This window comes from Psychrobacter sp. H29 (assembly GCF_059073055.1).
Genome location: NZ_JCACRY010000001.1, coordinates 670,600 through 685,090, shown reverse-complemented (window position 1 = coordinate 685,090; position 14,491 = coordinate 670,600). Strand labels below are relative to the sequence as shown.

11 protein-coding genes are annotated in these 14,491 nt (G+C 43.3%); 5 read left to right on the top strand and 6 right to left on the bottom strand.

Annotated features, from left to right (window positions below; genetic code table 11):
* Positions 1–84: 84 nt before the first annotated feature.
* Together rnhB and lpxB are read right to left on the bottom strand one after the other, a co-directional pair.
* Positions 85–993 (bottom strand): ribonuclease HII, encoded by a 909-nt coding sequence (gene rnhB / locus AC5JP1_RS02755; protein WP_493843033.1) that lies wholly within the window; start codon positions 991–993, stop codon positions 85–87.
* A gap of 19 nt (positions 994–1,012) precedes the next feature.
* Entirely contained in the window at positions 1,013–2,329 is a 1,317-nt protein-coding gene (gene lpxB, locus AC5JP1_RS02750) for a lipid-A-disaccharide synthase (protein WP_493843032.1), read from the bottom strand.
* Between the two features lie 509 nt (positions 2,330–2,838).
* On the opposite strand from lpxB, the gene AC5JP1_RS02745 reads away from it, so the two are divergent.
* Positions 2,839–3,921 (top strand): 3-deoxy-7-phosphoheptulonate synthase, encoded by a 1,083-nt coding sequence (locus tag AC5JP1_RS02745; RefSeq protein WP_319051542.1) that lies wholly within the window; start codon positions 2,839–2,841, stop codon positions 3,919–3,921.
* A 234-nt stretch (positions 3,922–4,155) separates the two neighbouring features.
* Here AC5JP1_RS02745 and pepN read toward each other — a convergent pair whose 3' ends face one another.
* Complete coding sequence (pepN, locus tag AC5JP1_RS02740) at positions 4,156–6,798, bottom strand: aminopeptidase N (protein WP_493843031.1); 2,643 nt, start codon at positions 6,796–6,798, stop codon at positions 4,156–4,158.
* Positions 6,799–7,292: 494 nt separating this feature from the next.
* Here pepN and AC5JP1_RS02735 point away from each other — a divergent pair, with 494 nt between their 5' ends.
* From AC5JP1_RS02735 to AC5JP1_RS02725, 3 genes are all read left to right on the top strand, one after another.
* A complete protein-coding gene (locus AC5JP1_RS02735) occupies positions 7,293–7,916 on the top strand; it encodes a DUF6231 family protein (protein ID WP_493843030.1) in 624 nt (207 codons plus the stop codon).
* Between the two features lie 137 nt (positions 7,917–8,053).
* A complete protein-coding gene (gene pal / locus AC5JP1_RS02730; RefSeq protein ID WP_319051540.1) occupies positions 8,054–8,572 on the top strand; it encodes a peptidoglycan-associated lipoprotein Pal in 519 nt (172 codons plus the stop codon).
* Positions 8,573–9,004: 432 nt separating this feature from the next.
* Positions 9,005–9,559 carry a 4'-phosphopantetheinyl transferase family protein gene (locus tag AC5JP1_RS02725; RefSeq protein WP_493843029.1) on the top strand — a complete coding sequence of 185 codons (555 nt, stop codon included), beginning with the start codon at positions 9,005–9,007 and terminating at the stop codon, positions 9,557–9,559.
* Between the two features lie 98 nt (positions 9,560–9,657).
* Here AC5JP1_RS02725 and AC5JP1_RS02720 read toward each other — a convergent pair whose 3' ends face one another.
* Positions 9,658–10,473 (bottom strand): hypothetical protein, encoded by an 816-nt coding sequence (locus tag AC5JP1_RS02720; protein ID WP_493843028.1) that lies wholly within the window; start codon positions 10,471–10,473, stop codon positions 9,658–9,660.
* 593 nt (positions 10,474–11,066) lie between these two features.
* Between AC5JP1_RS02720 and AC5JP1_RS02715 the strand changes: the two genes are divergently transcribed.
* Complete coding sequence (locus tag AC5JP1_RS02715) at positions 11,067–11,825, top strand: IclR family transcriptional regulator (RefSeq protein ID WP_319051537.1); 759 nt, start codon at positions 11,067–11,069, stop codon at positions 11,823–11,825.
* A 177-nt stretch (positions 11,826–12,002) separates the two neighbouring features.
* On the opposite strand, the gene mmsB is transcribed toward AC5JP1_RS02715, so the two are convergent.
* Both mmsB and AC5JP1_RS02705 read right to left on the bottom strand, forming a co-directional pair.
* The gene (mmsB, locus tag AC5JP1_RS02710; RefSeq protein ID WP_493843027.1) at positions 12,003–12,947 is read right to left on the bottom strand and encodes a 3-hydroxyisobutyrate dehydrogenase; all 945 of its coding nucleotides are present in this window, start codon (positions 12,945–12,947) and stop codon (positions 12,003–12,005) included.
* Between the two features lie 222 nt (positions 12,948–13,169).
* Positions 13,170–14,429, bottom strand: coding sequence for an enoyl-CoA hydratase/isomerase family protein (locus tag AC5JP1_RS02705; protein WP_493843026.1), 1,260 nt, complete (start codon positions 14,427–14,429; stop codon positions 13,170–13,172).
* Between the last annotated feature and the right edge of the window lie 62 nt (positions 14,430–14,491).

The window sequence follows — 14,491 nt, the reverse complement described above, 5'->3', positions numbered from 1 at the left end:
GTCTATTAATTCATAATATATGTCGCTTGATTGTTATGGGATTTCGGTACATTCGTGATGATTAAAATGCTCGCTGTTTTGCGTTTATCTACTTTCTAGCGACTTTCGTACTGGTGCAAAACTACGTCTATGTGCTGATAGCACACCGTATCTGTCAATTGCTTCCATGTGAGCGCGCGTCGGGTAGCCCTTGTGTTTAGCAATACCATACTCTGGATATTGCGCATCAAGGCTGTACATGGCCTCATCACGGCTCACCTTTGCTAATATACTGGCGGCGGCAATACTCGTATGGCGCGCATCGCCCTTCACCCACGCTTGGCAATCAACGCCAGATAGCGTCATATCTAATTCGTCAAATATAGCGGGGTTCAGATCAGGGCAACGATTGCCATCGAACAGCACCTCAATCTTTACGTTATTAGGCAATGCGTCTTCAGCGACTGTGGCCGCTAAAATACTTTTAAAAACTATTTTTAATAACGTCTCCGTACACAGCCGCATACCAAGCATGGTTGCCTGCAATATATTTACCTGATCGATGACTGCTGCTGGTATGTCAGCGATGACATACCCTGTGGCATGCTGTTTGACCAGCGGATAAAGGATATCTCGCTTTTTTTCACTCAATTTTTTTGAGTCTGTCAGTATTGACAATGGTGTGTCTTTGAGTGGTTGCTCCTCAATCAGTCCTGACCACATCGGCGGCAGTATTGTAGCAGCAACATTAACGCTCCCCAGTAATGGTCCACGCCCTGCTTCATCGACACCAATTTGCAGTACTGTCTGCTTAGCTTCTTTATCATTGGTGAAATAGTGAGTGAGGAGCTCCGAAGTATTCATCTGCCCATATAAATGTATGGGTGCTAGCAGTTGAATATACTGACCTTTGACATCGATATTTTCGATCTTGATATCAACTGTCTGAATTGAGTTTTCTATATTGTGTTGATCCGTACTATGTTGATCTGTACTGTGCTGAATAGGCATCATGTTAAAAAGTCTTTCTTGTTTAGGTAGGATTGATCATCTTAGTATTTTGCATAAACCACTGCTCAATCACACTATTTGCTGGTTCATGGTTGCTTTGCTGCTGTAATGACTGCTTTGTCGCTAGTAAATCCTTTAGTTGTTCAGCATAGGCACGTGGCTGCAGTAGACGCATCACGGTACGGCAAATATTGTCACCGCTTGCCTGCTCTTGTATAAGCTCAGGCACAATTGGCGCACCAGCAAGTATATTCGGCAATGCCACATAAGGCACCTTTACCAAACGTTTGGCAATCTGATAGGTCAGCTTATTTAATTGATACACCACCACCATCGGTCGTTCAAGCAGCATCGCCTCCAATGTTGCTGTCCCAGAGGCGAGCATCACAATATCTGAAGCTGCCATGGCCTGCTGGCTAAATTCTGGTTGGGTGTCGTCATAAACGACCACAATAGCTTCTCGTAGCTGCTCTGAGCGTTGATCTATAACCTCTTGGACAATATACTGATGGTTTTGATCCACTGTCGGAATGATAAAGCACAGCTTAGGGTCTAGCAGTATTAACTTTTGAATACCATCAAGCATTAAGGGCAAAATAGCCGTAATTTCACCACGCCGAGAACCTGGCATCACACAAACAAGCTGACTCACATCATCAAACCGTTCAATAAAAAACTGCTGTAATCCATCGTTGTGCCAAACGAGCTCGCTGCGGCGCTGATTGATTGGTGTGTCTATCAATGTCTGATCGATAGTTCGTAACAATGGATGACCCACGCAGATCGCCGGATGGTTATGACGCTCATAAACCGGTAGCTCAAATGGAAACAAGCACAACACCAGATTGGTTGCTGCTTTGATATTGTGGATACGTGACTCACGCCACGCCCAAATAGAAGGGCTGACATACTGTACACAGAATACGCCTTGCGGCTTGAGCTTTTTGGATACCCGTAGATTGAAGTCTGGTGCGTCGATACCAACAAACCAATCAATACTAGCCACCCCAAACGCACTCAGTAGCTCGCGACGCGCTTTGAGCAAATCTGGTAGCTGTGACATGACTTCAACCAGTCCCATCACCGCAAGACGCTCTAATGGGAAAATACTCTGCAGCCCTTGCGCTTGCATTTTGGGACCACCAACACCAACCCAGACGATATCATCACGCAGATTGTTCATCTGCTGCATAAAATCTGCACCCAAGCTATCTCCAGACACTTCGCCTGCCACGATACCTATGACTAGCGGTGCGAGGTGTCTGTTCGGTCTTTGAGAGTCCGCCTCTGTCTGGCTGACTAAATCAGTATGTGAATGAGACGTAGCAGAATCTGTCATGACAAGCTCTCAGTGTTAAAGAATAAAAATAAACCGCTATTATAAAATATAACGCCACAAATCAGTGATAAGTATTCACAGATGATGTGCAGGTCTGTCTACCATATCTCTAAAGTAACATTTTAGCCACCTACCGCTGATGTCGCTATCATACGTGACGATGATAAAAATAGCTAAACTCGCACGTGAAACCCAATTTATAGAACCTAAGCTATGAGACTCCATTTCTGAAACCTAAGCTATAAAATCTGAGTATCGACCGTACAAATTTAGATTAGTCGTTATTAATAGATAGAAAAAATAAATCCCAAACGTGCATTTGCAGTTTTAAATACAATGCTAAGACGTATCTCATTTTGGAAAACACACCCTAAATGCATGGAAGTATAACTAAGTTTTAGATTCCTCATTCCAGTTATCAGTCAATTAACTGCCTGACTACCCTTGTCAACCAAACATTTTGTCCGCATAATGAATATTCCTATAAATCAGCTAGACGATATATAACCATGACAACATCAGTTACCCATAATGCAGATATTGACGACGTGAATATTGAAAAATTTATTCCTTTGATTACGCCCGCTGAGCTAAAAACTGAGCTACCTCTATCAGATGAAGCCTATAAAACCGTCCTAAACGGTCGAAACACTATCCAAAACATCTTGGACGGCAAAGACAAACGATTGTTTGTGGTCATTGGACCTTGCTCTATCCATGATATCAAGGCGGCACATGAATATGCTGATCGCTTAGCCGTATTGGCAAAAGAGATCGAAGACAGCGTATTTGTAGTCATGCGTGTCTATTTTGAGAAGCCCCGTACTACGGTTGGCTGGAAAGGCATGATTAATGACCCTGATATGAACGACAGCTTTGATATCGAAAAAGGATTGCGCACTGCACGTAAGCTACTGCTTGATCTCAACGAAAAAGGGCTTCCTTGCGCCACTGAAGCACTTGATCCAAACACCCCGCAGTACATGCAGGATTTGATCAGCTGGTCGGCAATTGGCGCTCGTACTACCGAAAGCCAAACACACCGTGAGATGAGCTCGGGCCTATCTTGTCCAGTGGGCTTCAAAAACGGTACTGATGGTGGCATGACGGTTGCTGTCAACGCGATGCAAGCCGTTAAAGAAGGACATAGTTTCTTAGGTCTGTCTTCAGATGGCAAAGTTTCTATCATCAAATCGAAAGGTAACCCTTACGCACATGTGGTACTACGCGGTGGTAACGGTAAGCCTAACTATGATGAAACTGCAGTTGCTCAAGTTGAAAACGAGCTGGCCAAAGGCAAAACCAACAGTAAGATCATGATTGACTCGAGCCATGCCAACTCAGGTAAAGATCCGTACTTACAGCCGATGGTCATCAACAACGTTGCTGAGCAGATTCAAAACGGCAATAAGTCAATCATCGGTATGATGATCGAAAGCCATTTAAAAGGCGGCAATCAAAAGCTAACTGCTGACTTGAGTCAACTTGAGTATGGCAAATCTATCACTGATGGTTGCCTAGATTGGGACAGCACGGTTACCGCGTTGCGTAGCCTACATGATATGGTAAAAGACGTCCTACCAAATCGCTAACATCTGTCTGCGATAATTTATCGTCGAGCAAATAATAAAAAGCCCCTTTCGTATTAGTACGAAAGGGGCTTTTTATTTATGAACATTCTATAAGAAACACTCTATTCTAAAATTTGATTAGCAATGACCAGCAACGATACCTGTTTCTTTAATTGGTCAGAGCTAACCTTATTTTTACATTAGTATTTTTATAAAATTGATATTACATTTCAATACATATTGCACTGCTCTCAATTAACTATTTGCAGCACCTAGTACACTCTCTAAGCTTTCGAGCACATGCTTAGATGAGACATTCTTTTGTAAATCTATCAGCTGCTCGTGCGCCATTTGACGGCGAGGCTCAGCCAATGTGTTCCAGCGGGCCAGTACTTGCAGTAAGCGCGATGCTAACACAGGATTGGCATCATCTAATTTTTGAATCACGCCTGTATACATCTCTAGACCTTCTGACGTCCAGAGTACCGTCGGTTGCGAGCTAAACGCGCTGATAACTGAGCGGACACGATTAGGCGTATTCCAATCAAAATCTGCGTGCGTCAGTAGCGACTTGACCATATCAGGCGCCACATCGTCAGCCGCAGCTTGGACACTGAACCACAGATCGATAACCAAATCATTTGCTTGGAAACGCTCATAGAAGTCTGCCAAGTACTTATCTGCACCTGCCAATTGATGATTGACCATGGCCTTCAGTGCACCAAAGCGCTCTGTCATACAGCTTGCATTGTCATACTGCTGCTGTGCCCAGTCTGCTGCATCATCTACATTGGCAGTCAACGCCATATCAAGTACAACGTTACGCAAAGCTCGGATACCACGAGATTTAGCACTGTCTTCATAAGACTGCATTGGCAGATTATTATACAAGACTGCCCACTGGTCTTTGAGTCTGTCTGCTACTTGTTGATATAGTCCATCACGCTGCTCTTTGACTAACGCTGGATTGTAATCCTTAGAGATAGCAGAAGCCAGCTCCTGTGCTGAGGGAATATCAAGTAGCCTTGCCGCCAACATTTCATCATCAGCTGCCAAGACAGGAAACGACTGCTCCAATGCCTCTAGATACACATCAGGGCTACTCTTTTCGCCTTTTCCTTGCAGCAAAATACGATTGACTAGCATCTGAGTCACTTGCCAGCGATTGAACCCATTGGTTTCATGCTTGAGCAAAAATGCTAAGTCTTCATCTTGATAATCATAATTGAGCTGTACTGGTGCGCTAAAATCACGCAACAAAGAAACCACTGACTCGCTTGTCATATTATCAAACACAAAGGTTTGCGTTGCTTGGTCAAGCAGCAGCATACGCTCAGCAATAATACTGCCAGTATCTTTGTCAAACAATGCCGTTGCTACAGGTATTGGCAATGGTTTTGGCGCATCAAAGCCACTAACGTGACGTGTCTGCTGGTTCAAAGTAATTGTTAGCGTCTGCGCGGTACTATCATAGGTTTGATGACCTGATAATACTGGCGTACCAGGTTGGCGGTACCAATCGATGAAGTCTTCGACTTTTTGATTAGTAATGCTAAGTGCGGACAAAAAGTCTTCAACGGTCACGGCCTGCCCATCATAACGGCGGAAATACTCGTCTGTTCCTGTGCGGAAATCGTCTGGTCCTAATGTGTTCGCGATCATACGTACGATTTCAGCACCTTTTTCATAGACAGTCGTTGTATAAAAATTATTGATCTCAACGAAGCTCTCTGGGCGTACCGGATGGGCTAATGGGCCTGCATCCTCAGCAAATTGATGTGCGCGCAGTGTGGCTACATCATCGATACGCTGCACAGCACTTGACTGCTGATCCGCTGAAAATGACTGATCACGGTAGACCGTAAAGCCTTCCTTTAAACACAACTGAAACCAGTCACGGCAAGTGATTCGGTTACCTGTCCAGTTATGAAAATACTCATGGGCGATGATAGCTTTCACACTAAAGCTGCGTGCGTCGGTGGTGGTTTCAGGACTAGATAACACACAAGCCGTGTTAAAGATATTAAGTCCCTTATTCTCCATTGCACCCATGTTGAACTGACTGACGGCAACGATCATATAGCGGTCTAAATCATAGGCGCGTCCATAATTAACCTCATCCCACTTCATAGAATCTTTTAGCGCTTGCATACCAACATCACATTTATCGATATCGGCAGATTTTGCATACACTTCTAGTAAGACTTCTCGACCTTCACTCGTCGTATAAGAATCTGTCAGTACATCCAAATCAGCGATGACACAAGCAAACAAATAACTTGGCTTGTTGGTGGGATCCTGCCAGATTGCATAATGACGATCTGGCGCATCAGTGACCTCGCCTGCTTCAACTAAGTTGCCATTGGCCAATAGGGTTGGATAGCGCTTATCTGCCTCCAATCGAGTGGTAAATATCGCCAGTACGTCAGGACGATCAGGATAAAAAGTAATCTTGCGAAAGCCTTCTGGTTCGCATTGGGTCACGAACATGGTGTCATCACCGCTACCCGCCATATACAGACCTTCTAGCGCGGTATTGGTCTGCGGGCAGATACGCACCTGAATATCTAAGGTAACCTGATCAGGGGCATTATGAATCATCAGCTTACCGTCTTCTTGGCTGTAGTGATCAGTTGTTAGCTCGTTACCATTCATAGTAAGGGCTAATAGCTCTAACGACTCACCAAATAAGACAATACCTCCTATGGTTTGGCGCGTCATTTCAAGTGTACTGTTTACTAGTGCATGGTCTTCAAATAGCTTGATGTCCAGATGAACCGTCTCAACATCGAAACTTGGCTTCTGATAATCTTTTAAGTTAATTTTGCTAGGCGCATGCGGTGGTACATCAGGCATATCAGGATTGATAATTTGAGCATCAGTTTCAGCAGTGGACATATGATTTCCTATTATTAATGATATAGATGGTTGATATTAATACTGTTGTTATTGCTTTTTTTAAAATACGTATCGCATTCAAGCTCACACTGTTGTAGCTGCCTGACGTTTATAAACAGTCATTTACGATCTGTTATTTATAAACAATCTTGTTTATATTAGGCTTATACTTAAGTTGATGGCATGCATTGCTTAATATTGCTTATTCACGAGGGACTGTCACCCTATTATCGCTAGTCTGACTATTTTTACTAGCCTGATAGCTAGATTGACCTAAACCCTTAAATTTCAAGTGTAGACCTTGAGATAACTGAGTTATCATTTACAGATAATACGCGCCTTTTCTGTGCAGCTATGCTTACTCGCATAATTCATAGCGAGCGTTGCTCTAAAAATCAAATAAACAAATGGACGCGAGTTATCAATTGGATAATGTCGCTTAAAATGATTTAATAAACACACCAATGACCCACCTTCAATAAACGGCCCATGATATGACAACACATACTGCCAAAACCTCAAAGATCACTCTACCTTTGCTTAGAGACTATGTCGATGCCCTTATGCCATCACTTGGTAGCTCATTTGACACCTCAATGGATGAGCAGGCACAAACAACGAGGAATCAGACTGATGATACCACTGAGCTGTTATGGGTTGCACATGACAAAACAGAATTATCAGCGCTGCAAACACAGCTAAAGACTTTACCAGATAACAGCAATGTGCCAGTCCAATCGTGGCATATATCGACTTTATCAGAACTTACCAAACAGCATCTACCTAAGCGTTATGAGCTTGCCTGTTTTTGGCTACCTTCCCTGTCCCATGAGACATTACAACAATATATTCCTGCGCTCATGCGCTATCGTGATCTATATGCAGCACATCTACTGGTTGCTCTTGATAGCTCGATAGATCTAAAACCTTATGGATTTACACCGTTTGATATTTTAAGCGAGCCATCCTTGGATGCTAATCAAGTTGAATCAATCACCTCATCCACAGTGTCAGCGACACTTTGGCAGTTCAATTTATATGATTATAAAAAACTACCAAACTGGCTCAATGCTGACTACTGGGCAAATCCAGAGAATTGGGGCAAGCATCGTTGGTGATATAGATTCTATCTATGATTATTTACAGTAAAAATACTTACATAAATTAACAGTTAGTATATGATAGGAGAGATTGCTCAAGCTTTATGGTAAGCAGTTTAAAAAAATAAATTCAATTAAAATTTCAGGAGCTCGTCATGTCAATCAGTTTTTCTAAAATCGCTGTTCTTGCTGTGTTATCAAGCGCTGTGGCGCTAACCACAGGTTGTGCTACCAAACGCTCTACCTCTGAAGTTGTGGTAGCTCCGCTAGGTATTCCAGGTGGTCAAGTCGGCTACAATGGTGCCGTTATTGTTGATAACTCAAACGCCGTGATTACTGGTGCAGAAAACTTACAAGCAGTGGTTTATTTCGCTTTTGATAGTAGCGAAATCACTGCACAAGCAGCAAGTGTCCTTAACCAGCACGTGAGTCTACTAAACTCAAATCCAGCGGCTGGTGTTGTGATCGCAGGTCATACCGATGAGCGCGGTAGCCGTGAATACAACATGGCCCTAGGTGAGCGCCGTGCACAAGCAGCACGTAACTATCTTGCTGCTCAAGGGGTCACTGCCAACAACATCCGTGTTATCAGCTATGGTGAAGAACGCCCTGCTGCTGCCGGCAATACTGAAGACGCCTATGCCCAAAATCGCCGTGCTGAGCTGTCTTACTAAGAATAGTTAAACTATTAGATCCTTAAAAAAGCCCAGTAATATACTATTGCTGGGCTTTTTTATATTTTATTATAAGCGCTATGGGTACCTGCAACTCATGGGCACGACAGTTGTTTAAAGAACGGCCTACCTTGAATTAGCGTCAAGTAATTTGATATCTGAAAAACCTTACATTTCGACTGAAATCCTTAACGATTAATTATGATAATACCAGCCTCAAACATAACTCACATTCAATATACTCAGCTCGGTCATGACATATGGTGCGTGACTGCCAAGGTGAGCGAGTCATTAGCTTATCTGAATATAAACAGCACGCTGTACGCGTCAGTTCGGTCGTTATCATCTGGGTCATTATGTACAGACCTTACTAATCTGAGTGATTGTAAATGGCATTATGTATCTCTACAAAAGCCCACATCGAAACGCAGCATGGCTCGTAGACAGCGTGAGCAGCAGCGTCAAGGCGTCAGGCACCTTCTACAAAACCTACTTAAGAAACTAGACATCGAAGACACTTTAGACGAGTCGAGCTTCCCTTATCGACTTATAAACAGTAAATATTACGTATGTTTTAGTCATACAGGTGCCCATGATAAAAATCGTAGCAATAGCAATAAGACGTCACCGAGTCAAATAGCTCTAGTCATCAGTCACCATCGTCCTGCTGGAATCGACATAGAGCACAATAATGTGGCTTGGCACGTCGCACAGCGTTTCTATTCCGATAATGAGATTGCTGTTTTACAGACATTACCAACAAACAAATGTGACTCTATGGCTAAGTTACTATGGCAAATAAAGGAAAGCTTTATAAAAGTTCACCAGTACACATTAGCACAAGGTTTAGGGATGGATTACTCTGAGCTCTTACCTGATTTAATTGACGGTATGGAGGAAGATACCTCTACTAATGAGACTCGTATCAGTCATTCTATTTACCAGATTACAATATTAAAATCTCAGCAAACCGTCATAGTTTTTTGAGAATATGGCACCCTATTCGAAACAAAAAAACGACCCTAAAAAGGGTCGTTTTTTTGTACTTCGATTCTTCTAATAACAGCATCTAGGCTGCGATTGGATTAGAAACGGTAAGTTGCACCAAGTTTAACGATTGGCAACCACTCTAAGTAGTCTTCATTTTCAAGCTCAGCGTTGGCAGCAGCGGCAGCACCCTCAGGGTCAGAGCCAGTAGCAGTCACTTCAGCATTTACATCACCTAGGTATGCAGCGCCTAATTCACCAAACACACCGAAATTGTTAGTAATGTTAGGACGGAAACCAACGGTTAGATACGGAGCAAGTTCGTTACGATGCTTGATACTACCACGTAATTCGCCAACATTATCATAAACTCTGTCGTTAATTTCAAATGAACCATTGTCACCAGTAGATCTGATATCGATCTCATTATCAGGTACGATAACGCCAGCACCCATAGTAAACCAGTTTGCCATTGGACGTACTTGAACACCTAGGTATGGATTGCTGAAGTCAGAATCAACATCATATTCGATATCTTCTACATCAAAATCACCACCGAACAAGTCAGCAACATCGCCACCAGCCCAACCAGCTTGTAATTCAACTTTTTCGTTAATGCTAAAGCCAACGTTAGCACCATAACCCAAAGAACCAACCTCAGCGCTTACAGAAGCTGGGTTTGTAACAGTGTTAAATAAAGTTTTGGTAGTACCAACAACAGCACCAGTGGTGTTGCGTAAAATACCAGCATCAGAATTGTATGCATAAGAAGGCTCTGCTGCTTGATAAGCAACTGGCTGAGCTTCGTACACAACTGCATCATTATCGTCAACAACAATTACTGGCTCAGCAGCTAGTGCCGCAGTAGATGCTAGAACAGCGGCAGAGATTGCCGTTAGTTTAATCAGTTTCATAATTATTCTCCTAAAGTGTGAAATAACTCGCCCATAAAAAACGATAGTTATGCTTTTTTTAAACCATCATTTTGTTGAGGAGATTAAAACAATTTTGGCCGTAAAAGTCACCCCTTGGAATGCGCTTTTTATTTGCCGTTATGTAAAGATTGCATAGATACTGTAATAATTGCTACACCAACCTGCAAAACTTTGAATTCCTGTTACACAACGCTCTCAAAGTAACCAAACAGTGTAGACATGAGTGTTAGCAAGCTTAATGTTCATGTAAAGGTATTACAAAATATTTCACTATAATGACTGAGTACAATATGCAGCTCAATATCAGTTATATAGATTATTACTACAGAGTGTTGCAGCTTGTGATTGGACGTATCTTATGTTGCTTGTACAAATAAATTGTAAATATAGGAAATAATGATACGAATGCTATTATTTAGTATCACTAAACCTTGTCTAGGCTTTATATTGTGCTAAATTAGAGGTAAGAAGGAATTTGTTCTAAGACGTCTTTTTTTATTACCCTTTGTTCTACTTATGAAAGCGTTGTGCGCTTCTATACTTTGATCTTTTATTAATACTGAGCCTTTTATATGCCTAAAGTATCGTCAATTACCCGTGTACTAGAGATCATAGAAGCTGTCTCTTACGCTTCTAAGCCTCTGTCTCCACTCGAGTTGTCACAAGAGCTGGATATCCCCAAACCAACCATACACCGTCTGATTCAAAACTTGGTCGATGACGGTTTTTTGACTGTTGATATCGGTGGTGGGATTATCCCTGGTAAGCGGGTACGCAATCTGAGTGTTGAGCTTTGGCAACAGCGATTGTTCTTCAATGAGCGCCAGATGATTTTGCAAAAACTGGTTGACGAAATTAAAGAAACTTGTGGTATTGGCGTTCCATATCATATGGACATGATCTATACCAATCGCGCGCAAACAACCCTGCCCTTGCAGATATACCTTCCTGTAGGAGCCAAGTCGCCTATGTGGTGTACAGCGACAGGTAAGCTATACCTCAGTCAATTATCTATTACCAGCCGTATGAAGATACTACAAGGATTACCACTAGATAAATTCACCAAAAATACCATTACTGATATTGATGCCTTGAACGCTGAGCTTGATCGTATCGCTGATACTGGCATCGGTATCGATAACGAGGAGTTTATTTCTGAAATGGTAGCAGTAGCAGTGCCTATATTAGACAAGAAGTCACGTTATCTGGCCTCACTGTACCTGCATGCACCGACGATACGCGTGTCCCTCGATGAATTACTGATTTATGTACCTCGGCTACAGCAAGCCGCGCAGGATATCCAAGCCCTCGTGTATGACCTACAGAGCTGATATCGCCCTTATCATGCACCAAAAAGCGCCACGCTATAGTCCCTAGCGCGGCGCTTTTCTGTTTTATCTGATATCTAACAAGTATCTATTGGCACATCACAAGTGTCTATTGATAAGCACCACCTATTAATAAGCAACAGCTATTAGCAACATTACTAATAGTCCCTATAGCAGTCTTTAAGACAACAGCGAGATATCATGACGCCCCATAATACTGGAAAAGTCTTTGTCGCCATTCTCTAGAGTGTGTGATGCATACAACTCCGTTGCTTTTGCACCCATCGGCGTGTCTACATGAGTGTCTTGAGCGGTTTGCATGGCAAGATTCAAATCTTTTTGCATGAGCTTACTCATAAATCCGCCTTGGTAACCATTACTAGATGGGACATTTTCCATGACCTGTGGATACGGGTTATAAACCTCTAATGTCCAGTTACGACCTGAGCTCTGTAGCATAATATCTGACAACACTTTAGGGTCTAGACCATTCTTCACTCCTAGGTTAATAGTCTCTGCTGTCCCTGCCATCAAAATACCTAGCAGCATATTATTACAAATTTTCGCAACTTGTCCTGCGCCATGCGTACCCGCATGAAAGATGTTTTTACCCATAACGGCAAGTATCGGCTCAGCACGAGCGAATGCCTCAGCGCTACCGCCAACAATAAAGGTTAGGCTACCAGCAATCGCGCCGCCCGTCCCACCAGACACGGGCGCATCCAAAAACTCAACACCCAGTTTACTCGCAGCGTCTGCCACGGTTCTGGCATCAGCAGCTGCTATCGTACTACTATCAATCACTAGCGTACCTTTATTCAGCTCTGCAAGTAGACCACTGGAACCGTTGTCGCCTAAGTACACCGAATGCACGTGCTGCCCTGCAGGCAACATACTAATGACAACTTGAGCATTACTCACAGCCTCTTTAGGACTTTGCGCGACGCTAGCACCTGCCTGCTGCAGACGCTTGGTAGCAGCATCAGACAAATCAAACACAGAAAGTGTATAACCTGCCTTTAGTAAGTTCTCTGCCATGGGAGCACCCATATTACCAAGTCCTATAAAAGCAACGTTTGGTTTAGAGGTGTCATTATCTATTGTACTTGTATCCTTTGTACTCATCTCATCACTCCTTGATGATTGCGTAGGCATTGCTACCTACTTATATTGCGTTAATAATGGTTGTTATGATTACTATTTGCGACTCACTGTATATTATGAACCAGCGAGCCCTATTGTCTTAACTGACATAGATTGTTTGAAATAACATAGTTATTGAGAGTCGGTGGCGCTCCCTGTTGGTAAGTAATCTAGACCTTATGACCCTTCTAGCTACGTTTGAGCTTATCGCACAAGCTGACTGGCTAAAGCAGTGGCATCCAACCAGCCTTCTAAAGGATGCTGACCTTTAGGATAAGGGTTATCGAAGTGCTGATCGATATATGCCTGCCCTTCTACACTGAGACAGTCTGCTAGTGAGCGTGACCACTGTGGATTCTTATCCTTGTCAATCAGTAATGCCCGCACACCTTCCTTAAAATCAGGATTAGCCGCACAATGTACCGCGACGTTGGTCTCTAGATACAAAACCTGCTCTATCGATAAATCGGCGACTTTATGATATAGCGCATGAGTCAATGCTGCTGTCACTGGGCAACCATGACGATAGGTGGCAACTGCTCGCTGTGTCCAGCTGTCTTCTGCAAAATCTTTGCTCAACTGTACGAGCGCTTCATCGTTTTGTAGCAGTGCGTCGATATCAGCCAAGCCACCGCTGTTCATGAGTTGCTGAATAGGCTGCCAGTACGTCGCCAGCTTGCTATCGGGTAGATCCGCTGCAGGTAGTGCTGCAAGTGCACGGCTAACAATACTATGAGCACTGTCATTATGGAACTTGTCCGTATTGCTCGTACTGTCTGATGTTTGCCAATTACTTCGTTTTAGACGCTGCATGATAGCGTCATAGTCATGACTGGCAACAGCATACTCCGCTAGATTCGCTAATAACGCATCACTGCCATTGCACATCGCGCCTGTCAATCCTAAAAACAAACCTGTCTTGGCAGGCATACGCTGCAAAAACCAACTACCAGAGGCATCAGGAAACAACCCAATTGTCACTTCAGGCATAGCAAAACGGGTACGCTCAGTCACCACACGATGACTACAACCTGCCATTAATCCCATGCCGCCACCCATAATAATGCCGTCGCCCCAAAGTATTAGCGGCTTTGAATAAAAGTGCATTTGACGATAGAGACGATACTCATGACTGAAAAACTCAGTGGCATAAGGATTGGGCACTGGCGCATCGGTAGACATACTGTCATACAGCTTACGAATATCACCGCCGGCACAAAACGCCTTGTCCCCTGCACCTCTCAATACCAGCGCGACTATCTGGTTATCAGCTTGCCACTGCACTAACTGCTCTGATAGCAGCTGGCACATATCAACGCTGAGCGCATTGAGCGATTTGGGTGTATTGAGCGTCATCACTCCAATGAGGTGACCACAATCTGTCGGTTCAGTATTGAATAATACAGAGGCCTCTTGCTCGGTATTGCTCGAAGGCTTTTGGGTATCGTCGGTAGCTGCTGTCATAAAAGTGACCTACAAAGTTAAAAAATTAAATAATGTCATAAACATTATGACCCAAGCATTTT